This is a genomic window from Pseudomonas sp. RIT-To-2, assembly GCF_029623465.1.
Classification (GTDB): Bacteria; Pseudomonadota; Gammaproteobacteria; order Pseudomonadales; family Pseudomonadaceae; genus Aquipseudomonas; species Aquipseudomonas silvicola.
Genome location: NZ_JAPYKM010000003.1, coordinates 278,418 through 303,820, shown reverse-complemented (window position 1 = coordinate 303,820; position 25,403 = coordinate 278,418). Strand labels below are relative to the sequence as shown.

Genomic DNA, 25,403 nt, shown 5'->3' with positions numbered 1-25,403 from the left:
GGTTGGCTCACGGCCAATGGCGTGGGGGCCTGGTGGGCAAACCAGCTGATCACCAGCACATGCACGGCCACCACCGCGGCCACCTTCACGGCGCGGGCCGGCAACGGGTGGCGGCGGAGGGTAAACGGCTGGGCCGTGGTCAGGGCTGCTTGCATGGTCTGGCTCCTCACTGGCGTCGATGCCAGGTACTGCGGTCCGGTCCTCGGCACACCGGCCTGGGGCAGGTGCTGCGGAATGTGCGGGCACTATAGGAACCGCAGATGACAGCACCATGACGGTTTTGAGGGTTTTTGGTAAGGGTTTCGTGACATTTGCTGGCGTCTTTCGATCGAGCGCCGCCCGCGCGGCGCTCGACCTTGGGAACACCAACAAACGCCCCCAAAAAAAACACACTCACTGCGACGGATTCCCCCATGGCCACCGTTAAACCCATCAGCAGCGTTCACCGTCGAACGCGCCTGAAGGAGCTGTCATGAGACTTTCTCGCCCCCTGTTGCGCTTTGCCCTGCTTGTCCCGGTTGCCCTGGCATCCCTGATCAGCGTGCCAGCGTCCGCGGAAACCGAAATCCTGATCCGCCAGGCACCGCCGCCCATGCGCGCCGAGCCGCTGCCGCGCGAACGTCCAGGCTATGTGTGGGACCAGGGGCACTGGCGCTGGGCGGGCAACCATTACGAGTGGGTACCGGGCCACTGGCAGCCGGCCATGCGCGGCGGCCACTGGATACCTGGCCACTGGGCGCAACGTGGTCCAAGCTGGCGTTGGGTGGAGGGACACTGGGCACGCTGATGCCTGGCGCGGGGCGGTCACCCGCCCCGTCACCCTCCCTGATGCCCCGCCACCGGACCGAGACACGCCCTATTGAAAGAACCTGATCCGGACATCGAGCTGCTGGCCCGCATCGGCAAGAATGAACCGGCCGCCGTCAACGAGATGGTGTCGCGCAAGCTGCCCCGGCTGCTGGCGCTCGCCAGCCGCTTGCTGGGCGACGCCGACGAAGCTCGGGACGTGGCGCAGGAGAGCTTCGTGCGAATCTGGAAGCAGGCCGCGCGCTGGCGCCCTGGCCAGGCACGCTTCGACACCTGGCTGCACCGCGTGGCGCTTAACCTGTGTTATGACCGGCTGCGCCGCCGTCAGGAACGGCCACTGGACGACACGGCCCTGCACGACCTGGCCGACCCCGCGCTGGCGCCCGAGCAGCAACTCGAAGCGCATGACACCCGTGCGCGGATGGACGCCGCGCTGGCGGCATTGCCACAACGCCAACGCGAAGCCATCGTGCTGCAGTATTACCAGGAACTGTCGAATATCGAGGCAGCGGCGCTCATGGAGATCAGCGTCGAGGCGTTGGAAAGCCTGCTCTCGCGAGCCCGGCGCAACCTGCGCGACTACCTCGCAGAACCACCCGGCGCTGCCGGCCTAGGAAGGGGAAAAACATGACGCCTGAACGTTTTGAGCACTTGGCCGATGCCTACGGCGCCGACCTGCGCCGCTGGCCCGCCGCCGAGCAGGTGGCCGCCCGCGCCCTGCTGGCCAGCCGCAACGCCCGAGCACTGGCTGCGGTCGCCCAGGCCGGCCACCTGGACGCCTTGCTCGACAGCCACCGGGTAGCGGCTGCGGACCCGGCCTTCGCACGCCGTATCGCCGCCAGCGCACCGTCCGCGTCGTTCTGGCGCAGCCACTGGAACTGGTGGTCGCGCCTGGGCTGGGTGGGCGTGGGTGTCGCGGGCATCGCCGCCGGCATGCTGGTGGCTTCACTGAGCTTGCCTCTGGGCAGCGGCGCCGAAGCGCTGCCCAGTATCTTCGATCAAAACGATGCCGACATCGTCTTCACCCTCAACGCCGAGGACAGCGAGCAATGAGTGATTCCCGCATCCCGCTGAAAACCCTGCTCACCGCCTCGCTGGTGCTCAACCTGTTCCTGATCGGCGGCGTGGCTGGCGGCCTGTACCAATGGCTGTCGCACCCCAAGCCCATGGTCGGGCCCGTGGTGCAGCACGGTCTGCGCCAAGTGATGGTGCAACTGCCGGAACAGCGCCGCCATGAACTGCGCCGCTTGCTGCGCGAAACCCGTGACGAAAGCCAACCACTGATCATTGCCGGCCGCCAGGCCCGCCAGGATGCCATGCGCCAGTTGCGCGCTCCCGCCCTGGACCGCGACGCCCTGGTGGCCGACCTGGGCCGCGCCCGGGACGCCGACCTGGCCCTGCGGGCACGGGTGGAAACCAGCCTGGCCGACTTCGCCACCACGCTACCGGCCGACGAGCGCGAACAACTGGCCAACGCCCTGTACCTGCGTGGGCAAGACAAAGCTGTGAAAACCCGGTGACGCGACGGATTTTTCGCCCAGGCGCGTTAAACCCTTGCAAGCCGGCCACTCAGGCTCGGCGGATGTTCACGCAAGGAACCGCCCATGTTGAAAATCATCAAGGCCACCCTGGTCGCCGCCCTGGTGGCAACCACGCTCACCGGCTGTATCGTCGAACCGGTGCACCCACGCCGGCCACCACCACCGGTTGAAGTGGTGCCCGTCATGCCCGCGCCGGGCTACCACTGGGTACCCGGCCACTACCGCTGGGGCCCTGGCCGTTGGGTATGGGAGCCCGGCCACTGGCGCACCTACTGACCTGACGGGGTGCACCCTGCAGGCCCGTTCTACAGGGCCTGCAGGGCAGGTTGAGCGCTGGGGCGCGGCGCACTCGGCTCCTTCAGCAGCACGAAATAGGCCAGCGCCGAACACGCCGCCACGACCGCACTGATCACAAACGCCGATGAAAACGAGCCGCTGTGCTGCACACTGAAACCCGTCAGGATCGGCGCGATGGACCCCGCCAGATACCCGCCGAAATTCTGGATCGAGCCAAACGAAGCCACCCGCTCCGACGGCACGATGGTGTTGACAATCATCCACGCCGTGGCACTGGAAATATTGATGAAGAAAAGCGCTGCGCACAGCAGCGCCACGCACGCCACCACATTGCTCACGAACGCCACCACCAGGGTAAACAACGCGCCGCCCAGCAACCCGGTAATGATCACCAGCTTGCGGCTCGCCAACACCCGCATGCCCCGTGCTACCAGACGATCACAGGCCTTGCCCGCCACCACCGTTCCCACTGCCCCGAACAGGTACGCCAACGACACGACCCACGCCGTGCGATACAGATCCAGGCCGTGCTCCCGTTCGAAGTACCCGGGCATCCACGTCAGGTGCAGCCAGATCATGTAAATCACGCCCATGAAGCCCAGAAACGCGCCCCACGTATTGCGGTCACGCAACAACGCCGACCAGCGCAACCGCGGCATCACCTGGCGCGGTGCCGGTTGCGGCTCGGCACGCCCGGTCTCGGCCAGGTACTGCGCCTTGCTCTTGTAGAACACCCACCAGCACACCGCCAACACCAGGCCGATGGCCCCGGTCAGCACGAACATGCCGCGCCAGCCAAGGTGCACCATGAACAGCGTCAACAGCGGCGGCGCCAGGCACGGCCCGATGCATGTCGCCGACCACACCCACCCCGTCGCCGTGCCCCGCTCCTGGGTGTCGAACCATTCCGAGAGGGCCTTGGCGGCCGACGGAAACACCGGTGCCTCGCCGATTCCCAGCAGCACCCGCATGCCCAGCAAATGCGCGAACCCGCTGAACAGACCGAACGCTGCCTGGGCCAACGACCACACAATCAACGATCCACCCAGCGCCACCTTGCTGCCCAACCGGTCGATCAACGCGCCCATGGGCAACTGCGAAAACGCATAGGCCAGGGAAAATGCCGATAGCAAAAAGCCCATCTGCGTCGGGCTGATGCTCAGGTCCTGCTGGATAGAGGTGTTGGCGATGGACAGCGCGCTACGGTCCAGGTAGTTGACCACGCCGATCAGGAACAGAAACACGATGGTCAGGGTCTTGAAGCTTTTTATTGTTTTCATGACACGCCTCTGTGAGCGGTAGGCCCGGCACGCAAGCGCGTGGGGGCTCCTGCACTTTAGAGAGGGGTGGCGGGTTTGCCCAATGACAACATTCGATTGGCTGATAACGGGGGGTTATCGATGGCCAGCGACTCGCCGCACCACGCCGCCAATTGCCCGATGGCACGCTCTACCTCCTGGTCCCAGCCAAACCCGGCATTGAGCCGGAAACAATGATCGTACCGCCCATCGGTGGCGAAAATATGCCCCGGCGCAATCCCGATGCCCAGTGCACGCGCCTTGATGAACAGCTCCCTCACGTTCAGCGCCCCGTGAGGCATCTCCACCCACAGCACATACCCGCCTTCCGGTTCCGACACCCGCGTACCCGCCGGAAAATGGCGCAATACCGCTTCGCGCATCTGCCGAACCTGACTGGCGAGCGTAGCGCGCAACCTGCGCAGGTGGGCGTCATAGCCGCCACTGCGGAGCATCTCGGCAATCGCCATTTGCGGGGGGACCGAGGTGCCCATGCTGGAGGTGTATTTGAGCATCATCAGCCGCCGGCTGTGCTGGCGGCTGTACACCCAGCCGATGCGCAAGCCCGGCGCCAGGGTCTTGGAGAAACCGCTGCATAGCAGCGCGTTGGCGGTAAAGGCCAGCAGGGGAAACGGCCGCTGTTCACCGAACGCGGTGTCGCCAAAGATATCGTCCTCGATGAGGATGATGCCGTGCGCATCGGCAGCCTGGGCGATGGCGGCCTTGGCGGCGTTGGGAATGCTTTTGCCCAGCGGGTTGTTGATGTTGGCCAGGGTGACGAAGGCGTTGACAGCCCGGGTTTCGAACAAGGCGACCAGGCGGTCTACGTCAATGTGCCCGGCAGCGCCGGCAGGTACCTCCACCACCCGCAGGCCCAGGCTCTGGAGCATGTGCAGCAGGACGAAATAGCACGGGGATTCGACGGCCACCGCATCGCCCGCGCTCAGGGTCGCCCGCAAGGCCAGCGACAGGGCTTCGATGCAGCCGTTGGTGATCAGCAGGTCGTCGGGGTCCAGGTGGCAGCCATAGCTCACGGCACGGCGGGATATCTCGGCTTTCAGCGGCGGGTAGCCGGTGCCTTTGACGGTACTGCCCAATACCGCAGGCTTCGCCTGGCCAGCCTTGCGCAGCAGCACAGCCATTTTCTCCAGCGGGTACAGGGTGCTGGCGCCGTTGGCCAGGTCGAGGCGCACGCGGCACTCGCTGCCGACCATGGCCAGGTGCAGTTCGGTCTGTTCGTCCAGGGGCGCGATGACTTTGGCCTGGTCACGAGGGGCAGCGGGATTTGCCCTCACGAAGAAACCGGACTTCGGCCGGGCCTCGGCGTAGCGCTGGTTTTCCAGGGCACGCAAGGCGTTCAGCGCGGTGGTCTGGCTAACCCCGTACTGTGCGGCGAGGGTGCGTACCGAGGGTAGCCGGGCGCCGGGCTGCAGGGTACCGGTGTCGATGGCGGCCTTGATCTGCTCGGCGAGCTGCCGGTAGCGCGCGCGCCCTTCTGGTGTCATCTGTACTGCCTCGAATTCACGGGATCTGTGTATCGTCGGCACGCTACGGCGGCCCTAGAATCGAGTCAAGCGAACACGCTAATCAGTGATACAAGGAATGCTTCATGCGCTTGACCGATAGAATACTCGCCTTGGCTGTGGTGGTGGCCTGGGGAATCAACTTCGTGGTGATCAAGGTGGGCCTGCATGGCATGCCGCCGTTTCTGCTGGCGGGGTTGCGGTTTGCCCTGGTGGCCTTTCCAGCGGTGTTCTTCGTCAAGCGCCCGGCCGTGCCCTTCAAGTGGCTGCTGGCCTACGGCATGACCATCAGTTTCGGGCAGTTCGCCTTTCTGTTCCTGGGCATCAAGCTGGGCATGCCCGCAGGTATCGCTTCGCTGGTGCTGCAGGCCCAGGCGTTTTTCACCATGGTATTCGCCGCCCTGCTGCTGGCGGAGAAGCTCAAGTGGAACCATGTGGCCGGCATGCTGATCGCAGGCGTGGGCATGGTGCTGCTGGCGAAAGCTGGCACCGCCAGCCCGGACGCACAAGCATTGCCGCTGGTACCGTTGCTGCTGATCCTGGCCGCGGCGCTGTCGTGGAGCCTGGGTAACGTCACCAACAAGGTGATCGCCCAGAAACACCCCACTTCGGTGATGTCGCTGGTGGTCTGGAGCGCGCTGATCCCCGTGGTGCCGTTCTTTGCCTGTTCCTGGCTGGTCGACGGCCCCGACGTCATCCTCGACAGCCTGGAAAACATCTCCACCCAGACCGTCCTGTCGCTGGTGTACCTGTCGTTCCTGGCCACGCTGTTCGGCTATGGCGTGTGGGGGCAGTTGCTGAAACGCTACGAGACCTGGCGTATCGCCCCGCTCTCATTGCTGGTGCCGGTAGTGGGCCTGATCAGCGCCAATCTGTTCCTGGGCGAGACGCTGTCTGCTGCCCAGGCCGCCAGTGCGCTGGTGGTGGTCGCGGGGCTGCTGTTGAACATGTTTGGCGGTTTCATTCCGCGGCTGCGCACCGCCCGCGGCTGATAACTGTTCAGGGCTGTGTGCGTCAGGAAATCAAATGTGAAACCTGTGCCAGATAGGCCGCTTAATATTTGACTGTTCGTTACACAACGACCTACACTCGGCCCACCCCATTCTCAGGAGAGCCCCATGACCGATGAAAGCACTCGCCAAGCCGCCACCCACCTGTTCACTACCCTGGCTAGCGGCGCTAGCCCGGCGCAGATCGCCGCGCTCTTCAATGAAAACGTGGACTGGTACATTGCCGGTGACACCGCCACCGTGCCGTGGATCGGCCGCAAGACCGGCCGGCAAGGGGTCGCCGAATTCTACGGCCAGGTTCGCGAACTGCTGAACTCCGAGCGGTTTCAGCTGACGGATATCCTGGTCAGCGGCACCCGCGCGGTGGCCATGGGCGAGCTGGCTTCACGGGTCAAGCGCACGGGCAAGTTGGTTGAAACCGCCTTTGCCTTCGACCTGACCATCGAGGGTGGCCTGATCACCCGCTGCCATATGCTCGAAGACAGCTTCGCCGTGGCCCAGGCGGCGGTATGATTGCCACCCGCTACTGATTGACCGAGCGCACACCATGAGTGGAAGACCTAGAGAGTTTGACGATACCGCGGTGATCGAGGCGGCCATGGACGTGTTCTGGTCCAACGGCTACGAGGGCAGTTCGGCCCAGGAACTGTGCGAACGCACCGGCCTGGGCCGGGGTAGCCTTTATCACGCGTTTGGCAGCAAACACAAGCTCTACGAATTGGCGCTGCGCCGCTATCAGGAGCTGGGCATCGAGGCCCAGGCGCGTATTCTCAACGGTCCTGGTTCGGCCAAGGAGCGACTGCGCGCCCTGATGCAATGGGGCGTGGATGGCGACCTGGGGCCTTCCGGAGGCCGCGGCTGCATGGCGCTGTTCGCCGCCCTGGACCGTGCGGGCAAGGACCCGATGGTGGCCGATATCAGCCGGGTCTATGTGACACGCCTTGAACAGGTGCTGTGCCATGTGTTCGCCCTGGGCCAGCGCCACGGTGAACTGGCGGCCGAGCGCTCGCCCCTGGCTTCGGCCCGGGCGTTCATCAGCAGCTATTACGGGTTGCGGGTGTTGGGGCAGTCCATGCCTGACCGAGCCTTCCTGGAAGATGTGATGGAAGGCACCCTGGCACGCCTCTGAACCTGCCCGAGGCCCGCCCCCCGCCTTGTTCGTCAAACAGCAGGGCACTCGCGCCGTTTTTATCGCCCAATATTTTACCGATCATTACACTTTAGGGGTTGCCATGCCATTCACCGTTTACCTGCTCGCCTTCACGATCTTCTCGGTGACCACCTCCGAGTTTCTGGTGGCGGGCATGATGCCCTCGCTGGCGGCAGCCTTCGATGTGCCTGTGGATCAAATCGGTTACCTGATCTCGTTGTATGCCGCAGGCATGGTATTGGGCGGGCCACTGCTCACGGTGGGCCTGCTCAGGCTGCGGGCACCCAACAAGACCTCGCTGTTGTACCTGTTGGGGTTCTACGCCGTTGCCCAGGCAGCCGCCGCCATGGCCACCTGCTACGACACGCTGGCCATCGCCCGAACGGTCACCGGCGTGGCCGGCTCCGCCTGTTTCGGGGTGGCACTTGCCATCTGCGCTGAACAAGTAGCGGTGCAAGCACGCGGTCGGGCAGCTTCCATCGTCATTGGCGGGCTGATGCTGGCCACCGTGCTGGGCGTCCCCCTGGCCACCCTGATCGACCAGCACTGGGGCTGGCGCGCCAGCTTCTGGCTGGTGGTGGCCCTGACCTTGGGCTGCGCGGCCATCATCGGCCGTCGGGTACCCAGCACTTGTACCGCCGGGGCGTTGAGCCTGGCGGCTGAATTGGCGGCGTTCAGCAACCGCCACCTGTGGGCCGCCTACATGACCAGCGGGCTGATCATCGGCGCCACTTTCGCCGCCTTCAGTTACTTTACCCCGATACTGACCCAGGTCACCGGCCTGCCCCTCGAAGCCATGCCGTGGCTGCTGGCCGCCTATGGCGCGGCGAACGTGCTGGGCAATACCCTGGTGGGGCGCTACGCCGACCGCTACAGCCTGCCGATCATGCTCGGTGGCCTGATTGTGCTGAGCCTCACGCTGGTGCTGTTTGCACTCTTCGCCCACAGCGCTGCCATCAGCCTGACTGCGCTTTTGGCCATTGGCCTGGTCGGCGTGCCCATGAACCCCGCCATGATTGCCCGGGTGATGGCTACCGCCCACCCGGGGGCACTGGTCAATACCGTGCATACCTCCGTCATCAATGCCGGGTTGGGGGTGGGCGCATGGCTGGGCGGCGTGGGCATCGCCACGGGCCATGGCCTGCGCTCGCCTTTGTGGGTAGGGGCGGCGCTGGCTGCTCTGGGCCTGATCAGCCTGTTGCCCTACCTCACGCGCAGGCCCGCTGGCGCGCAGCAAGGAACTCCCTGACGCCAACGGTTTTTTTTATTACCGCATGATCTAACTCAGTAGCAACTAGTGATTTTTACGGCATAAAAAATATTGGTAAGGTGCATTCGCCCCAGGGTCAGGATGGACTGCATTCCCGCGAAGGCCAGGCGAGCCTGTTTTCAATGCAGCCTGGCCGAGGCGGGATGCAGGTCGTACGGAGCCTGACACTCACAACGCCTTGCCAGGTTGTCTGCCATGCCTGCCTACCTCGACGCTGCCCACCAGCAGCACATCACCGCCCTGCACCGCACCTGGACCGCGCGCACTGACTGGCCCACCTGGCTATTGCTGCTGTGCACCTACGCGGCATGGTTCGGCCTGGTCCACTACGGCCCCAGGCTAGGCTCAGGGCTGACCCTGGTGTTGCTGGTACCGCTGATCACCCTGTGGATGTCCCTGCAGCATGAACTGCTGCATGGCCACCCTACCCGCCTGGCATGGCTCAACAAATGGCTGGGCTACGCGCCTCTGGCGCTCTGGTACCCCTACACCCTCTACCGCGACAGCCACCTGCTGCACCACCGGGATGCCGAGTTGACGCGCCCGCACCTGGACCCCGAGAGCCGCTATATGGACCACGGCACCTGGGCGAACCGTGGTGCGCTCGCACGCGTGCTGCACTGGCTGAACAAGACGCTCTATGGCCGCCTGTTGGTGGGGCCCGCGCTGGCCCTTCTGGGTTTGCTCAAGGGCGAAGCCTCGCGCCTGCGCCAAGGCGTGATCCAGGCCTGGGTGATGTGGCTGTGCCACGGGGTGTGCGTGGTGGCATTGCTGGCATTCGTTCAGGCCCAGGGGGGTATCAGCGTGTTCGGTTACGTGGCGGCCAGCCTGCTGGCGCTGGCGCTGTCGATGGTACGTTCCTACTACGAGCACCGACCGGCCCACTGCCCGGAGCAGCGCTCGGTGATCAACGAAGCCGGCTGGCCGTGGCGCTGGCTGTTCCTGAACCTCAATTTGCACCTGGTGCACCACGACCTGCCCGGCCTGCCCTGGTATTACCTGCCCCGGGTGTACCGGCAACGGCGCGAAGACTGGCTGAGCCGCAGTGGCCACTTCCTGGTGCGCGGGTATGGTGAGCTGTTCCGCCGCCATGGCCTGCGCCCCGTCGACAGCCCGCTGCACCCCTGGCACTGAGGAGGCCGAGCATGATCGCCGAACTGCCGATGTACGTGGCCCCCGCCGCGGTGTTGCAGGCCAGTGAACACTGGCTGAACCAGACCCTGCGAGTGCTGGGCATCAGCCAGCGCCAGCGCGACGACGAGCCGCTGGAGCAACTGTGGCTCAACCCCCGGTTGCTGGTCAGCCAGACCTGCGGTTACCCCCTGGTCACCCGCCTGAAGGACCGGGTGCGGGTGGTGGGCCGGCCCTGCTTCGATCTGCCCGATGCCCAGGGCGGGCAACATTGCAGCCTGCTGGTCGTGCACCGGCTGGCCCCCTGGCAGGCGTTGGCGGAGTTGCAGGGCAGCCACGGGGTGATCAACAGCGAGGACTCCAACAGCGGCATGAACCTGCTGCGCCATGCGCTGGCACCGCTGGCCCGCCACGGCCGTTTTTTCTCGCGCGTCAGCGTGAGCGGCAGCCACCGTGAAAGCCTGCGGCGGGTGGCCGCCGGGCAGGCCGACCTTGCCGCCATCGACAGCGTCACCTTCGCCTACCTCAAGCGCTTCGCACCCGACACCGTGGCGCAGGTACGCGTGCTGGGGCGCACGGCGCCGAGCCCCACCCTGCCCTACATCACCAGCCACCACAGCATTCCCGTCGATCAATTGCGCGACGCGCTGAACATCAGCCTCACGGGCAACCCCGAGGTGGCTCAGACCCTGGGGATCGTCAGCGTGGTACCGGCGCGACTGCAAGACTACCGAGTGCTGCAGGACTATGAAGCCCAGGCCGTGCAGCTCGGCTTCGGGCGCCTGGATTGAAGCACCGATGATTCACCCATAGCCTTTCATAACAAGGAGTCACCATGACCCACCCTCGCTTGCTCGCAACCCTGGTTCACTGGGCCCGTCCGATCCTGACGGCAGCCGCCTTGCTCGCCACCTTCAGCCCGCTGGCGCAGGCCCAGGACCAGGCACCGGCGCAGGTGCGCCTGGACTATGCCTATTACTCGCCCACCAGCCTGGTGCTGAAGCATTTCGGCTGGCTGGAGCAGGCGTTGCCGGCGAGCAAGGTCACCTGGGTGTTGAGCCAGGGCAGCAACCGCTCGCTGGAATACCTCAATGGCGGCAGCATCGACTTCGCCTCCACGGCAGGCCTTGCCGCCGTGCTCAGCCGCGCCAACGGCAGCCCGCTGAAAACCGTGTACATCGCCAGCCGCCCCGAGTGGACAGCGCTGGCCGTGCGCAAGGACTCACCGATCAAGACCGTGGCCGACCTCAAGGGCAAGAAAATCGCCGCCACCAAAGGCACCGATCCGTACCTCTTTACCTTGCGCAGCCTGCAACAGGCCGGCTTGACCAAGGACGACGTGGAGTTGGTGCACTTGCAGCACCCCGATGGCCGCATTGCCTTGGAAAAAGGCGACGTGGACGCCTGGGCCGGCCTGGACCCGCACCTGGCCGCCAGCCAGCTGCAAGCGGGCTCGCGCTTGCTGTACCGCAATGTCGACTTCAACAGCTACGACGTGATCAGTGTCACCGAAGCCTTCGCCAAGGCTCAGCCCCACACCATCGAAGTGGTCCTGCAGGCCTACGAAAAAGCCCGTGACTGGGCACGCCAGCACCCGGATGAACTCGCGGACCTGCTGGCCAGGGAATCGGGCCTGCCGCTGGAGGTGGCCAAGCTGCAACTGTCGCGTACCGACTTCAGCAATGCTCAGCCTGGCGCCGAACACATTGCCGCGCTGAAGGCTGCCGCGCCCATCCTGGTGTCCGAGGGCCTGGTGCGCAAAGGTGTCGACGTCAACCAGGTGGTGGACCAACTGATCGCCCCCCAATTCAGCGCCCAGGTCATCGGGAAAAACTGAGCCATGGCCATCCCGTCGAAAAGCCTGACCCGGCCCGCACCCCTCCCGCGTCGGGGCGTGCCGTCACGGTTAAAGGGGCTGGCGCTGCCTGTTCTGATCATTGCCGTGCTGGAAGCCGTGGTACGCGCAGGCTGGTTGCCCGCGTACCAGATGCCTGCGCCCAGCGACGTTGCCCTGACCTTGCTCGACCTGGCCCAGGGGCCATTGGCCAAGCATGTACTGGCAAGCCTGAGCCGCGTGCTGGCCGGGTTCGTGATCGGCGCCGGGCTGGGCCTGGTGTTCGCCGCCTGGGTAGGGTTGAGCCGTGAGGCAGAGGCCTACCTGGAACCTACCTTCGCCGGGCTGCGGGCCATTCCCAGCCTGGCCTGGGTACCCTTGCTGCTGTTGTGGCTGGGCATCGACGAAACTTCCAAGGTGGTGCTGATCGCCATTGGTGCGTTCTTCCCGGTGTACGTCAACGGCGTGGCGGCGATCCGCGACATCGACCGGCGGCTGGTGGAGGTGGGCCGGGTGTTTCGCTTCAACCGCCGCCAACTGGTGTGGCGAATCCTGCTGCCAGCGGCGATGCCCGGGCTGTTCACCGGCCTGCGCAGTGGCCTGAGCATGGCCTGGATGTTCCTGGTGGCCGCCGAGCTGATCGCCGCTACCAAGGGGCTGGGCTACCTGCTCAGCGACGGCCGCGAAACATCGCGGCCAGACATCGTGCTGGCGGCGATCATCGTGCTGGCGGTGCTGGGCAAGGTCAGTGACCGGCTACTGGCGGTACTGGAGCGGCGGTGGTTGAACTGGCGGGATACCTTCACCGGGGAAGGGCCCGGACGGTAAAACCTGTCTGTTGGCACGGGCCCGGCGTACCGCTGCTACGGCGATGGGGGTTTGCCTGCGGGCGGTTGCGGCTGGCAGAGCGCCTCGATGAACGCCTGCCCCGACCACCCGGGCGTCTCCCCGCGCCGGGTGATGATGCCGTAATCATCCAACACCAACGGAAACGGCAGGTTCAGCCGCGTCAGCCGGCCCGCGCGAATGTCTGGCTCGACCATCGACTCGGCCAGCATCGCCAGCATCGGCGCAGTCTGCAGCAACTGCAGGGTGGTCTGCATGGAAATGGTTTCCACGGTGTTGCCCGGCGACTGCATGCCCGCCTCGGCGAATGCGCGCTCCAGCCGGGCACGCATGGGGGTGCCCGAGGGGTACACAATCCACGGCCATTGCCCCAGCTCGGCCAGGGGCAGATCGCTGTTGCCGGCCAACGGGTGCTGGCTGCCAGCGACCAGGCACAGGGGCTCGGGGGCCAAGGGCAGGAAGTCGAACAGCTGGCGGTGGCGGTCCAGGGTGAAGCGCGCGAGCACCAGGTCCAATTGCTTGTGTTCGAGCATGGTCAGCAGGTTGGCACTGGTGCCCTCCAATACTTCCAGGGTCAGCAGCGGCCAGCGCTGCTTGATGGCCACGATGGCCTGGGGCAGCGCCAGGGACGTGGGGGCGAAGATGGTGCCGATTTTCAACAGGCCGTGGCCCCCCTCGCGCAGGTCGTTGACCTGGCCGACGAAATGGCGCGCGTCGTTGAGGGCGATCTGCGCATAGCGTGCCACATGCAGCCCCAGGTCGGTGGGCTGCAGGCTGCGTGGCAGGCGCTGGAACAGGTCGAAGCCAAGCATCTTCTCGGCCTCGCGCAGCATCTTGCTCACCGCCGGCTGGCTGATGCTCATTTGCTGGGCAGTGGCGTGCATGTTCTGGGTGCGGGCCAGGGTGTCGATCAACACCAGGTGGCGGAAGCGCAGCCAATTGCACAGTTGGTTGTAGGACACCTCGGCCATCTGATAACCCCCGGTTATTGAACCCTGAGAATATCTCATTGGCGATTATCGGCAAGACGTTCTAGGGTCTGTATGAGCCGCCTGCCCGCGAAGGCCAGCCTGTTTTCAACGGAGCATGGCTGAGCTGGGATGTATTTCGCACAGAGCCAGGGGTTTAGCGAATGTGCCCAATAACAACAAGGACCGCCCGCCATGAGCCTCGCTGACAAACGTGTGTTGATCACGGCCGCTGCCCAGGGCATCGGCCGTGCCTCGGTATTGGCCTTCCAGCAAGCCGGCGCCCACGTCATCGCCACCGACCTGAACATCGACAGCCTGCGCGGCCTTCCAGGCATTCAGGCGGTCGCTCTGGACGTCACCGACCCCGCCGCCATCCAGGCCGTGGCCGAACAGGTGGGTACCCTCGACGTGCTGTTCAATTGCGCCGGGTACGTGCACAGCGGCAGCCTGCTTGAGTGTGACGAACAGGCCTGGCAGTTTTCCTTCGACCTCAACGTCACAGCCATATACCGCATGATCCGCGCCGTGCTCCCGGGCATGCTCGCAGCGGGCAGCGGTAGCATCGTCAACATGGCCTCCGTGGCCTCCAGTGTGAAGGGTGTACCCAACCGCTTCGCCTATTCGGCCAGCAAGGCGGCCGTGATCGGCCTGACCAAATCCGTGGCTGCCGATTACGTGGCCCAGGGCATCCGTTGCAATGCCATCTGCCCCGGCACCGTCGACTCACCTTCGCTGCGCCAGCGCATCGCCGACCAGGCCCGCGCCGAAGGCCGCAGCGAGGCCGAGGTGTACCAGGCCTTCGTGGCGCGCCAGCCCATGGGCCGCCTGGGCACGCCCGAGGAGATCGCTCGGTTGGCCCTGTACCTGGGCTCGGAGGCCAGCGCCTATACCACTGGCGCGGTGCACGTGATCGACGGCGGCATGAGCAACTAGACTTTCTCCCTCCCGACCCGAATCAGGAAGCTTGCGATGAAATTGCTGCGCTACGGCCCCAGGGGCCAGGAAAAACCCGGCCTGCTGGACGCCCAGGGGCAGATCCGCGACCTCAGCGGCCATGTCCCCGACATCGGCGGTGCCTACCTGGAAGCGGCAAGCCTGGCCACGCTGGCCCAACTGGATGCAGGCAGCCTGCCCCTGGTGCCCGGCACCCCGCGCATCGGCCCCTGCGTGGGCCAGGTGGGCAAGTTCATCTGCATCGGCCTGAACTACGCCGACCACGCCGCCGAATCGAACATGGCGGTACCCAGCGAACCGGTGGTCTTCAACAAATGGACCAGCGCCATCTGCGGGCCCAACGATGACGTGCAGATCCCCCGTGACTCGAAAAAGACCGACTGGGAAGTGGAGTTGGGTGTGGTCATCGGCAAGGGTGGACGCTATATCGACGAAGCCAACGCCTTGGACCATGTGGCCGGGTACTGCGTGATCAACGACGTCTCCGAGCGCGCATGGCAACTGGAGCGCGGCGGTACCTGGGACAAGGGCAAGGGTTTCGATACCTTCGGGCCGATCGGGCCGTGGCTGGTGACCCGCGACGAGGTGCCCGACCCGCACCAGCTGGACCTGTGGCTGGAAGTGGATGGCCACCGTTACCAGGACGGCAACACCCGCACCCTGGTGTTCCAGATTCCGGCGCTGATCGCCTACCTCAGCCGCTGCATGTCGCTGCAGCCCGGGGACATCATTTCCACCGGCACCCCACCGGGGGTGGGCATGGGCGTCAAGCCCAACCCGGTGTTCCTCAAGCCCGGGCAGGAGATGCGCCTGGGCGTCGCCGGGCTGGGTGAACAGCGCCAGCGGACCGTGCAGGCCGATTAAGGAGCTTTGTCATAGCCCTGTGGGACCGGGCGAAGCTCGGGAAAAGAACACCGGGCCGTATCAGCCTGCCCGCGGTGCCTGCTTCCCGAGCTCCGCCCGGTCCCACAGTAGGCTGCGGCGCCGGCCGTGAGGCCCCCATACAGCGAACACCGACCGTTACTTTCATAACAACAAGGAACCCCCCATGCGTATTCTGATCACCGGTGGTACCGGTTTCATCGGCAAGCAACTGGCCCAACGCCTGCTCGACCTCGGCACCCTGACCTTCGACGGCCAGGCCCCACGCCCCATCGAGCGCATCGTGCTGTTCGACGCCTTCGAAGGCGAAGGCGTACCCAGCGACCCCCGCCTGCAAATCGTCACCGGCGACATCAGCGACGGCGCTACCCTGGCGCGCATTACCGACGGCATCGACCTGGTGTGGCACCTGGCGGCCGTGGTCAGCAGTGCTGCCGAGGCGGACTTCGACCTGGGCATGCAGGTCAACCTGCACGGCCTCATGACCCTGCTTGAAACCTTGCGCCAGCAAGGCCGCACCCCGCGCCTGGTGTACGCCAGCGGCTTCGCGGTGTTCGGCGGCGTGCTGCCGCCCGTGGTCAACGACGACACCGCGCTCACGCCGCAATCTTCATACGGCATGCAAAAGGCCGTGGGTGAACTGCTGGTGGCCGACTATGCGCGCAAAGGCTTCATCGACGGCCGCGTGCTGCGACTGCCCACCATCGCCGTACGCCCCGGCAAGCCCAACAAGGCGGCGTCGACCTTCTTCAGCTCGATCATCCGCGAACCCCTGGTGGGCTTGCCGGCCGTGTGCCCGGTGCGCCCCGACACCCAGGTGTACCTGTCCTCCCCGCGCCGGGCGGTCGAATCGATGCTGCTGGCCATGACCCTGGCGCCCGAAGCCCTGGGCAACCAGCGGGTGATCCCCCTGCCCGGCCTGACCACCACCGTCGCCGACATGGTCGCGGCCCTGGAACGGGTGGCCGGCCCTGAAGCCGTGAAGCTGATTCGCTGGGAGCCGGACGCGACCATCCAGCGCATCGTCGAAAGCTGGCCCAGCCGGGTCGAGGCGCCTTACGCGCGCTCACTGGGGTTCAAGGCCGACCCGGACTTCGACACCCTGATCCGTGCCCACATCGAGGACACCGCCGCCCATTGATGCGACAACGTTCAGAGCCGCCCCCACAACAATAACAAGGCGAGGCCACCGACATGAACCCCGTATCGGACATCGAAAAACAGACCATCAGCCGCGTCACCAAACGCCTGGTGCCCTTCCTCATCCTGCTGTTCGTGGTCGCCTTCCTGGACCGCACCAACGTCGGTTTCGCGGCGCTGAAAATGAACGAGGACATCGGCATCAGCCAGGCCATCTATGGCCTGGGCGCCGGGATCTTCTTCCTCGGCTACTTTGTCTTCGAAGTGCCGAGCAATATCATGATGCACCGCTTCGGCGCCCGGGTATGGATTGCTCGCATCATGGTGACCTGGGGCCTGATCGCTTCGGCCATGGGCCTGTTGCAGACCGCCGGGCACTTCATCACCCTGCGCGTGTTGCTGGGCATTGCCGAGGCGGGGTTCTTCCCTGGCGTCATCTACCTGTTGTCGCTGTGGTTTCCCAGCCGCTACCGGGCCCGCATGATCGCGACCTTCTACCTGGGCGTACCCATTGCCCAGGTGATCGGCGCGCCCCTGTCGGTGGGCCTGATGCAACTGGGTGACAGCCTGGGCGTGGTGGGCTGGCGGCTGATGTACCTGGCCGAAGGCGTACCGGCGATGGTGCTGGGGATTGTGTGCTTCTTCTACCTCACCGACCGCCCCGCCGATGCCCATTGGCTGACACCTGAACAGCGCTCGTGGCTGATCAACACCCTGGAGCGCGAAGAGCGCGACAAGCCCCTGGCCGTGGATGCCGGCCTCAGCAAAGGGCAGATGATTCGCCATGCCCTGGGCAACCGCCAGGTGTGGATGCTGGCGCTCGTGTACTTCGGCATCACCTCCGGTTCCAACGCCATGAACTTCTTCCTGCCCAGTGTGCTGCAATCGTTCCGGGCCTCGTTCGGGCTGGACCTGGGCCTGATGCAGAACGGCCTGATCACTGCCATTCCCTATGCCCTGGCCGCGGTGGCGATGATCCTCTGGAGCCGCCGTTCCGACCGCCTGCAGGAACGCCACTGGCATGCCGGTGGCGCGGCATTGCTGGCGTCGATTTCAATCGCTCTGGCGCTGCTGATCAACCAGCCGTGGGTCATTGTCATCGGCTTCGTGTTGTTGGCCATCGGCGTGTACAGCGCCATCAACGTGTTCTGGGCCGTACCCGGGCAGGTGCTGACCGGGGTCGGTGCGGCAGCCGGCATCGGCCTGATCAATTCCATCGGCAACCTCAGCGGCTTTTCCGGGCCGTACCTAACCGGCCTGCTCTACACCACGACCGGCAGCTACACCCCGGGTTTCCTGGTGATCGCCGCGCTGGTGGGTGCCGCGGGCATCGGCATGATGCTGATGCCACGCCAACCGGCAACCGCGGCCCGCCGCCCCCTGATAGGAGACGAGGCATGAGCCTCCCCGAGATCGCCTTCATTGGCACCGGCATCATGGGCGCGCCCATGGTGCGCAACCTGCTGCGCGCTGGCTACCCGGTGCGCGCCTGGAACCGTTCGCCAGACAAAGCCGCCGCCCTGACCGCCGACGGCGCGCGGGTGAGTGACAGCGCCCTGGCCGCCGCCGAGGGTGCCGACGTACTGGTGTGCATGCTCAGCGACGGCCCCACCTGCACCCAGGTGCTGTTCGGCGATCGCGGCGCCACCGGCGCGCTGCGCCCGGGGGCGCTGGTGATCGTCATGAGTTCGATTCCCGTGGACACCGCCACCGACCACGCCCGCCAGTGCGCCGAACGTGGCCTGGGTTACCTGGATGCCCCGGTGTCCGGCGGTGAGCGCGGCGCCCGGGAGGGCAGCCTGGCGATCATGGCGGGCGGTACCCCCGACGCCTTCGAGCAGGGCCACGCAGTGCTGTCAGCCATGGGCCGCCCGGTACGGGTGGGCCCTGCCGGCAGCGGCGAACTGGCCAAGCTGGTGAACCAGCTGATCGTCGCCAGCACCATCGCCACCGTCGCCGAAGGCCTGTTGCTGGCCGAACGCGGCGGCGCTGACCCGGCCAAGGTGCGCGAGGCACTGCTGGGTGGCTTCGTCGACTCGCCCATTCTGCGCCAACACGGCCAGCGCATGATCGACGTCGACTTTACCCCCGGCGGCCCAAGCAAGTGGCAGCTCAAGGACACCCGCACCGCCCTGGCCCATGCCCAGCGCCTTGGCCTGAACCTGCCTGTCGGCACCCTGGTGGACAGCCTGTTCGGTGCCCTGGTGGACGCCGGCGATGGCGACCTGGACCACGCCGCGCTGATCCGCCAGTTACGCCGCCACAACCAATTGCCCCTTTGACTTTCCGGAGCCTGCCATGAGCATTACCCCACCCCGTCGCCTGCGCAGCCAGGACTGGTTCGATGACCCGGCCCATGCCGACCTCACCGCGCTGTACACCGAGCGCTACATGAACCAGGGCCTGACCCGCGCCGAGCTGCAGTCCGGGCGCCCGATCATCAGCATCGCCCAGACAGGTAGCGACCTCACCCCTTGCAACCGCCACCACATCGAGCTGGCCAAACGGGTCAAGGACGGCATACGCGATGCCGGTGGCATTCCCATGGAGTTCCCCGTGCACCCCATCGCCGAGCAATCGCGCCGGCCCACCGCCGCCCTGGACCGCAACCTGGCCTACCTGGGGCTGGTGGAGGTGCTGCACGGCTATCCACTGGACGGCGTGGTGCTGACCACCGGCTGCGACAAAACCACCCCGGCCTGCCTGATGGCCGCCGCCACCACCGACCTGCCGTCGATCGTACTGTCGGGCGGCCCCATGCTGGACGGCTGGCACAAGGGCCAGCGCATCGGCTCCGGTACCGTGCTGTGGCACGCGCGCAACCTGCTCAGCGCCGGCGAGATCGACTACGAAGGTTTCATGGAGATGACCACCGCCGCCTCGCCCTCCATCGGCCACTGCAACACCATGGGCACGGCCCTGTCGATGAACGCGCTGGCCGAAGCGCTGGGCATGTCGCTGCCAGGCTGCGCCAGCATTCCCGCCCCCTACCGCGAGCGCGGGCAAATGGCCTACGCCACCGGCCTGCGCATCGTTGAGCTGGTGCGTGAAGATGTGCGGCCCTCGCAGATCATGACCCATGCCGCATTCGAAAACGCCATCGCCGTGGCTTCGGCCCTCGGCGCGTCCACCAACTGCCCACCGCACCTGATCGCCATCGCCCGCCACAGCGGCATCGACCTGAGCCTGGACGACTGGCAACGAGTGGGCGAAGACGTGCCCCTGCTGGTCAACTGCATGCCCGCCGGCGAGTACCTGGGGGAAGGTTTCCACCGCGCCGGCGGCGTGCCTGCGGTGATGCATGAACTGGCCAAGGTCGGTCGCCTGCACCAGGACTGCCGCAGCGTCAGCGGCCGCAGCATGGGCGAGATCGTCGCCCAGGCGCAGACCGTCGACCGCCAGGTGATCCGCAGCTACGAAGACCCACTCAAGCACCGCGCCGGTTTCATCGTGCTCAGCGGCAACTTCTTCGACAGCGCCATCATGAAGATGTCGGTGGTGGGCGAGGCCTTTCGCAGCACCTACCTCAGTGACCCGCTTCAGCCCAACTGCTTCGAGGCGCGGGCCATCGTGTTCGACGGCCCCGAGGACTACCAGGCGCGCATCAACGACCCCACCCTGGACATCGACGAGCGCTGCATCCTGGTCATCCGTGGCTGCGGGACCGTGGGCTACCCCGGCAGTGCCGAGGTGGTGAACATGGCGCCCCCGGCCGAGCTGATCAAACGCGGCATCGACTCCTTGCCGTGCCTGGGCGATGGTCGCCAGAGCGGCACCTCGGCCAGCCCGTCGATCCTCAACATGTCACCGGAAGCGGCGGTGGGCGGTGGTCTGGCGCTGTTGCGCACGGGCGACCGGTTGCGCGTGGACCTCAACAGCCGCAGCGTCAACCTGCTGGTGGACGACGCCATCCTGGATACCCGACGCCAGGAAGCCTTGCCCGCCATACCGGCCTCGCAGACACCGTGGCAGGAGCTGTACCGGCAACTGGTGGGCCAGCTGTCTACCGGTGGCTGCCTGGAACCGGCCACCCTGTACTGGCGGGTGATCCCGGAAAACGGCGCGCCGCGCCACTCTCACTGACCGCAAGGAATGGCCATGCACCTGACAATCGACAACTCCCTGCCCCATGACTGGGCCCACGCTACCCTGGTTGGCCGCGCATGGCTGCCAGCCCCCGTCGCCGGCCCGGCCGTGGTGCTGATCCGCGAAGGCCGCGTACTGGATATCACCGGGGGCTTCACCACGGTGAGCGAGCTGCTGGAACAGGAAGACCCCGTCAGGGCCCTGGGCAGGGCCACGGGTACTGACCTGGGCAGCATCGAGGCCTTGCTGGCCAACAGTGGCGAGCAGCGGAACGCGAACCAACCGTCACTGTTGGCCCCCATCGACCTGCAAGTGATCAAGGCAGCCGGGGTGACCTTCGCCGCCAGCATGATCGAGCGGGTCATCGAGGAAAAGGCCGCTGGCGATGCCGGCCAGGCGGAGCGCATTCGTTCTCTGGTGCACGAGGTGATCGGCGATAACCTGCGTAACCTGCAGCCTGGTTCCCCCGAGGCGATGCGCCTCAAGCAGGTGCTGATCGACCAGGGCATGTGGTCGCAATACCTGGAGGTAGGCATCGGCCCCGACGCCGAGATTTTCACCAAGGCGCCGGTGCTATCGGCCGTGGGCAGCGGCAGCGCGGTGGGCGTGCACCCTGGCTCGCACTGGAACAACCCCGAGCCCGAAGTGGTGCTGGTGGTCAACAGCCGCGGGTGCATCCAGGGCGCCACCCTGGGCAACGACGTCAACCTGCGCGACTTCGAAGGCCGCAGCGCCCTGCTGCTGGGCAAGGCCAAGGACAACAACGCCTCCTGTGCGCTGGGGCCATTCATTCGCCTGTTTGACGGCTCGTTCGATCTGGACACCGTGCGCGGCTGCGAAGTCGGCCTGCGCGTGGAAGGCCTGGACGGCTACGTGTTGCAGGGCCGCAGCGCCATGGCCCAGATCAGCCGCGACCCGCAGGACCTGGCCGGCCAGGCGTTGAACGCCAACCACCAATACCCCGACGGGTTCGTACTGTTCCTGGGCACCCTGTTCGCCCCCACCGACGACCGCGACCAGCCCGGCCAGGGCTTCACCCACAAGCCCGGCGACCGCGTGAGCATCCACAGCCCGGCCCTGGGCGCCCTGCACAACCGCGTCACCGCCAGCGACCAGGCCCCCCCGTGGCAGTTTGGCGTGGGCGCGCTGATGCGTAACCTGGCCAAGCGGGGGTATCTCTGAGCGCAAGGCGGGGCGGACCGGGCAATGGAGCAGGCATAACTGGCCCGAAACAGAGGTGGGAGCGAGGGGGGCGCCTAGCCCTTGCTCGCGAAGCGCCGCGCGGGCCGCGCTCGATCTCAAAGGCGCCGGAGAACCCAAGCCATGCACCTCGCCGCCCTGACCCAATCCCCAGCCAAACCAACAAGGCGGACCAGGCAATGGCACAGGCATAACTGGCCCGAAACAGATGTAGGAGCGGGCTTGCTCGCGAAGCGCCGCGCGGGCGGCGCGCGGTCTCAAGGGCGCCGGAAAAACCAAGGCATGCACCTGGCGGCCCTGACCCAATCTCCAGGCGGACAATCAAGGCGGACCAGGCAATGGCACAGACATAACTGGCCCGAAACAGATGTAGGAGCGGGCTTGCTCGCGAAGCGCCGCGCGGGCGGCGCGCGATCTCAAGGGCGCCGGAGAACCCAAGCCATGCACCTCGCCGCCCTGACCCAATCCCCGGCCAAACCAACAAGGCGGACCAGGCAATGGCACAGACATAACTGGCCCGAAACAGATGTAGGAGCAGAGCTTGCTCGCGAAGCGCCGCGCGGGCGGCGCACGGTCTCAAGGGCGCTACAAAACCATCGACTAGCGCTTGGTGGCCATGATGAGATCTCCAGCGGGGCCCTAAGAGCCTGTCATGAAATCGCATCATGGCCTCTAGGTGCATGCCTTGGTTTCTCCAGCGCCCTTGAGACCGTGCGCCGCCCGCGCGGCGCTTCGCGAGCAAGCTCTGCTCCTACATCTGTTTCGGGCCAGTTATGTCTGTGCCATTGCCTGGTCCGCCTTGTTGGTTTGGCTGGGGATTGGGTCAGGGCCTCCAGGTGCATGCCTTGGTTTTTTCGGCGCCCTCGAGACCGCGCGCCGCCCGCGCGGCGCTTCGCGAGCAAGCCCGCTCCTACATCTGTTTCGGGCCAGTTATGTCTGGGGGATTGCCTGGACCGCCTTGTTTTTCCGGCTTGAGACCGTATCAGGGCCTCCAGGTGCATGGCTTGGGTTTCTCCGGCGCCCTTGAGATCGTGCGCCGCCCGCGCGGCGCTTCCCGGGCAAGCCCGGTCCCACATCTGTTTCGGGCCAGTTATGTCTGTGGGATTGCCTGGACCGCCTTGTTTTTCCGCCTTGAAACCGTATCAAGGCCGCCAGGTGCATGGCTCAAGGTTTCCGGCGCCCTTGAGACCGTGCGCCGCCCGCGCGGCGCTTCCCGGGCAAGCACGGTCCCACATCTGTTTCGGGCCGGTTATGTCTGTGAGATCACCTGGTCCGCCTTGTTTGTCTGGCTTGGAATCGGGTCAGGGCCGGATCTTCAGGGCGCCAGCAGCCCAGGCAGCAGGCAACGCCTGCCCCATCAAGCCGCCGGCAATCGCAGATTCAGCCGCAAGCCCGGGTTGAGGTTCTGCGCCCACAATTCACCACCTTGCAGTTGCACCCGGCAGCGGGCGATGGTCAGGCCCAGGCCGAAGCCGTCGCCACCAGGGCGGGAGGCATTGAGGCGGGTGAAGGGTTCGAAGATGCCTTCCAGCGACTGCTCGGCCACACCGGGGCCCTGGTCGTCGATCCACAAGTGCCAGTGGCCCGTTTCCCGCCGCCCACCCAGGCGCACCTGGCCGGCGGCCGGGGAATGGCGAATGGCGTTGCGCAAGATGTTTTCCATGGCCTGGGCCAGGCCGTTGAGGTGGCAGCGCACCCAGCACGGACCGCCCAGCTCATTGGGCATCTGCTCGGTGGTCCAACCGGATTCGAAGCAGGCATCCTCGCGCAACATCTCCCACAAGGTCCCCACCTCCAGGCTGTCCAAGGCCAGTTGTGGCCGCTCGGTGTCCAGCCACACCAGTTCCAGCGTGTCATCCACCAGTTGGCGCATGCACTGCACTTCCCGCGCCAGGCGCTGGCGCAGGGCCGGGGCGTCCGCATCGCTTTCCACCGCCACTTGCAGGCGACTAAGGGGGGTGCGCAGTTCGTGGGACATGTCGCGCAGCAACCGCCGCTGCAAGGCCACGGTCTGCTGCAAGCGGTCAGCCATGTGGTCGAAGGTGCGGCCCAGGTCACCCAGTTCGTCAGCGCGACGGGTGATGACGGCCGGCAGCCGTGTTTCCAACCGCCCTTCACGCAAGGCGTTGGCGTGGGCATGCAGGTGCGCCAGGGGGCCGATCAGCAGTCGATACAGCAGCGCGCCGATCAGCAAGGACAGCGCCGCCGGCACCAGCCAGTGGGCGATCAGTTGCCAGCTCACGGACATGCCGGGCACGAAGCGGTCGGGTAACTGCAGCACCAATTGCCCGCTGCTGGGGTCGATGGGGAACGCCACCTTGATCAACAAGGGCCCCCGGGCACGGGCGCTCATGGCCCAGTCGATCTCACGGGCAAAACCCAGGGCGTGGCGCTCGCGTGGGTTGAGCCGGTGCCCGTCCAACGGCCGCATGTCGGCGCCCAGCACAACGGCCCAGCCTGGTTCGCGCACACTGAAGCGCTGTTCCCACTGGCCCAGCGCCGCTGGCCCGCCAGCACTCCATACCGCTTCTGCCTCGGCGGCATAGCCCCGCAGGGCTTGCTGGGCGCTATCGGAAAGCCGGTAGCCTTCGCGCTCGAAATGCATGCCCCAGGAACGGCTGAGCCAGATCACCAGCAACATCAGGGTGGCCAGCAACGCGCACAACTTCCACAACACCGAACCGCGGCCCGGCAGCTTCATGCCTGTGCGCCCTTGAGCACGTACCCCTTGCCCCACACCGTCTCCACCCGGCCCTCGAAACCCACGGCGGCCAGCTTGCGCCGCACGTGGCTGACGTGCAGGTCCAGCACCCGGTCCTGCAACGAATAGGGCCGGTGAAGCACGCGCTGGTAGAGGAAAGTCTTGCTCAGCACCTCATCAGGGTGCGACAGCAGGGTTTCCATCAACCGGAATTCCACAGGGGTGAACCCCGCCCTGGCCGCGCCCAGGCACATGTCCTGCACGCCGTCATCGCAACGGCGCAGTTGCCCGTCCTCGGCACTCACGGGGGCCGAGCGCTCATAGGCCACCCGGCGCAGCACCGCGTCGATGCGCACATCCATCTCGCCCATGCTGAATGGTTTGGGCAGGTAGTCGTCGGCGCCCTGGCTGAAGCCGATGATACGGTCCTGCTCGGCGCCCAGCGCCGACATCAGGATCACCGGCACGGTAAAGCGCTGGCGCAGCTGCCCCAGCAACTGCAGGCCATTGCTGCCTTGCAGCAGAATGTCCATCAGGATCAGGTCGAAACCTTGCCAGCGCTGCGGGGTGCCAAGGCCTGGCGTGCCGTCCCACAGGGTCACGTCAAAACCACGTTTGCGCAGGTGCTGGTCCAGATGGTCGGCCAGCAGGCGATCGTCTTCCACGGCGAGAATTCTCGTCCTGGCAGCGGGTTGGGTAGCAATCACAAGGGGTAACTCTCGACAGAAAACGGACAGGGGCTGGCACGCCCCAATGATGCAA

The 25,403-nt window shown here is 66.0% G+C and carries 25 protein-coding genes; 20 read left to right on the top strand and 5 right to left on the bottom strand.

Annotation, left to right across the window (positions count from 1 at the left end; all coding sequences use genetic code 11):
* Positions 1-472: 472 nt before the first annotated feature.
* The 5 genes from QBK88_RS04805 (at position 473) to QBK88_RS04785 (ending at position 2,624) form a co-directional block, all read left to right on the top strand.
* Positions 473-787 carry a YXWGXW repeat-containing protein gene (locus QBK88_RS04805; RefSeq protein WP_277961127.1) on the top strand — a complete coding sequence of 105 codons (315 nt, stop codon included), beginning with the start codon at positions 473-475 and terminating at the stop codon, positions 785-787.
* Positions 788-859: 72 nt separating this feature from the next.
* Entirely contained in the window at positions 860-1,438 is a 579-nt protein-coding gene (locus QBK88_RS04800) for an RNA polymerase sigma factor (protein ID WP_277961126.1), read from the top strand.
* On the top strand, positions 1,435-1,860 hold the full coding sequence (locus QBK88_RS04795; protein WP_277961125.1) for a hypothetical protein: 426 nt from the start codon (positions 1,435-1,437) through the stop codon (positions 1,858-1,860). Before QBK88_RS04800 ends, QBK88_RS04795 begins: the two co-directional genes overlap by 4 nt.
* A complete protein-coding gene (locus tag QBK88_RS04790; protein ID WP_277961124.1) occupies positions 1,857-2,327 on the top strand; it encodes a periplasmic heavy metal sensor in 471 nt (156 codons plus the stop codon). Before QBK88_RS04795 ends, QBK88_RS04790 begins: the two co-directional genes overlap by 4 nt.
* An 84-nt stretch (positions 2,328-2,411) precedes the next feature.
* Positions 2,412-2,624, top strand: coding sequence for a YXWGXW repeat-containing protein (locus tag QBK88_RS04785; RefSeq protein ID WP_268143879.1), 213 nt, complete (start codon positions 2,412-2,414; stop codon positions 2,622-2,624).
* 29 nt (positions 2,625-2,653) lie between these two features.
* On the opposite strand, the gene QBK88_RS04780 is transcribed toward QBK88_RS04785, so the two are convergent.
* Both QBK88_RS04780 and QBK88_RS04775 read right to left on the bottom strand, forming a co-directional pair.
* Entirely contained in the window at positions 2,654-3,925 is a 1,272-nt protein-coding gene (locus QBK88_RS04780) for an MFS transporter (protein WP_277961123.1), read from the bottom strand.
* A gap of 56 nt (positions 3,926-3,981) precedes the next feature.
* Positions 3,982-5,448, bottom strand: coding sequence for an aminotransferase-like domain-containing protein (locus tag QBK88_RS04775; protein WP_277961122.1), 1,467 nt, complete (start codon positions 5,446-5,448; stop codon positions 3,982-3,984).
* Positions 5,449-5,552: 104 nt separating this feature from the next.
* Here QBK88_RS04775 and QBK88_RS04770 point away from each other — a divergent pair, with 104 nt between their 5' ends.
* The 8 genes from QBK88_RS04770 (at position 5,553) to QBK88_RS04735 (ending at position 12,689) form a co-directional block, all read left to right on the top strand.
* Positions 5,553-6,458 carry an EamA family transporter gene (locus tag QBK88_RS04770; protein ID WP_277961121.1) on the top strand — a complete coding sequence of 302 codons (906 nt, stop codon included), beginning with the start codon at positions 5,553-5,555 and terminating at the stop codon, positions 6,456-6,458.
* Positions 6,459-6,584: 126 nt separating this feature from the next.
* Complete coding sequence (locus tag QBK88_RS04765) at positions 6,585-6,989, top strand: nuclear transport factor 2 family protein (RefSeq protein ID WP_268143888.1); 405 nt, start codon at positions 6,585-6,587, stop codon at positions 6,987-6,989.
* 34 nt (positions 6,990-7,023) lie between these two features.
* Positions 7,024-7,605, top strand: a complete 582-nt coding sequence (locus tag QBK88_RS04760; protein ID WP_268143890.1) for a TetR/AcrR family transcriptional regulator — start codon at positions 7,024-7,026, stop codon at positions 7,603-7,605.
* Between the two features lie 103 nt (positions 7,606-7,708).
* Complete coding sequence (locus QBK88_RS04755) at positions 7,709-8,875, top strand: MFS transporter (RefSeq protein ID WP_277961120.1); 1,167 nt, start codon at positions 7,709-7,711, stop codon at positions 8,873-8,875.
* 216 nt (positions 8,876-9,091) lie between these two features.
* Positions 9,092-10,030: a fatty acid desaturase gene (locus tag QBK88_RS04750; RefSeq protein ID WP_277961119.1), complete on the top strand. Its 939-nt coding sequence runs from the start codon at positions 9,092-9,094 to the stop codon at positions 10,028-10,030.
* An 11-nt stretch (positions 10,031-10,041) separates the two neighbouring features.
* Entirely contained in the window at positions 10,042-10,818 is a 777-nt protein-coding gene (locus tag QBK88_RS04745; protein ID WP_277961118.1) for a PhnD/SsuA/transferrin family substrate-binding protein, read from the top strand.
* Between the two features lie 44 nt (positions 10,819-10,862).
* Entirely contained in the window at positions 10,863-11,864 is a 1,002-nt protein-coding gene (locus QBK88_RS04740; RefSeq protein ID WP_277961117.1) for an aliphatic sulfonate ABC transporter substrate-binding protein, read from the top strand.
* A 3-nt stretch (positions 11,865-11,867) separates the two neighbouring features.
* Positions 11,868-12,689 carry an ABC transporter permease gene (locus QBK88_RS04735; RefSeq protein WP_277961116.1) on the top strand — a complete coding sequence of 274 codons (822 nt, stop codon included), beginning with the start codon at positions 11,868-11,870 and terminating at the stop codon, positions 12,687-12,689.
* A gap of 35 nt (positions 12,690-12,724) precedes the next feature.
* Here QBK88_RS04735 and QBK88_RS04730 read toward each other — a convergent pair whose 3' ends face one another.
* The gene (locus QBK88_RS04730; protein WP_277961115.1) at positions 12,725-13,678 is read right to left on the bottom strand and encodes a LysR family transcriptional regulator; all 954 of its coding nucleotides are present in this window, start codon (positions 13,676-13,678) and stop codon (positions 12,725-12,727) included.
* 192 nt (positions 13,679-13,870) lie between these two features.
* On the opposite strand from QBK88_RS04730, the gene QBK88_RS04725 reads away from it, so the two are divergent.
* From QBK88_RS04725 to QBK88_RS04695, 7 genes are all read left to right on the top strand, one after another.
* Positions 13,871-14,611 (top strand): SDR family oxidoreductase, encoded by a 741-nt coding sequence (locus QBK88_RS04725; RefSeq protein WP_277961114.1) that lies wholly within the window; start codon positions 13,871-13,873, stop codon positions 14,609-14,611.
* Positions 14,612-14,647: 36 nt separating this feature from the next.
* Entirely contained in the window at positions 14,648-15,496 is an 849-nt protein-coding gene (locus QBK88_RS04720) for an ureidoglycolate lyase (protein WP_277961113.1), read from the top strand.
* Between the two features lie 184 nt (positions 15,497-15,680).
* On the top strand, positions 15,681-16,655 hold the full coding sequence (gene denD / locus QBK88_RS04715) for a D-erythronate dehydrogenase (RefSeq protein ID WP_277961112.1): 975 nt from the start codon (positions 15,681-15,683) through the stop codon (positions 16,653-16,655).
* 53 nt (positions 16,656-16,708) lie between these two features.
* On the top strand, positions 16,709-18,055 hold the full coding sequence (locus QBK88_RS04710; RefSeq protein ID WP_277961111.1) for an MFS transporter: 1,347 nt from the start codon (positions 16,709-16,711) through the stop codon (positions 18,053-18,055).
* Positions 18,052-18,936 (top strand): NAD(P)-dependent oxidoreductase, encoded by an 885-nt coding sequence (locus tag QBK88_RS04705; protein ID WP_277961110.1) that lies wholly within the window; start codon positions 18,052-18,054, stop codon positions 18,934-18,936. Before QBK88_RS04710 ends, QBK88_RS04705 begins: the two co-directional genes overlap by 4 nt.
* A 16-nt stretch (positions 18,937-18,952) precedes the next feature.
* A complete protein-coding gene (locus QBK88_RS04700) occupies positions 18,953-20,737 on the top strand; it encodes an IlvD/Edd family dehydratase (protein ID WP_277961109.1) in 1,785 nt (594 codons plus the stop codon).
* A gap of 9 nt (positions 20,738-20,746) precedes the next feature.
* The gene (locus tag QBK88_RS04695; protein WP_277961108.1) at positions 20,747-21,922 is read left to right on the top strand and encodes a fumarylacetoacetate hydrolase family protein; all 1,176 of its coding nucleotides are present in this window, start codon (positions 20,747-20,749) and stop codon (positions 21,920-21,922) included.
* Between the two features lie 1,375 nt (positions 21,923-23,297).
* On the opposite strand, the gene QBK88_RS04690 is transcribed toward QBK88_RS04695, so the two are convergent.
* On the bottom strand, positions 23,298-24,641 hold the full coding sequence (locus QBK88_RS04690) for a sensor histidine kinase (protein WP_277961107.1): 1,344 nt from the start codon (positions 24,639-24,641) through the stop codon (positions 23,298-23,300).
* Entirely contained in the window at positions 24,638-25,345 is a 708-nt protein-coding gene (locus QBK88_RS04685) for a response regulator transcription factor (protein WP_277961135.1), read from the bottom strand. Before QBK88_RS04685 ends, QBK88_RS04690 begins: the two co-directional genes overlap by 4 nt.
* Positions 25,346-25,403: the final 58 nt, after the last annotated feature.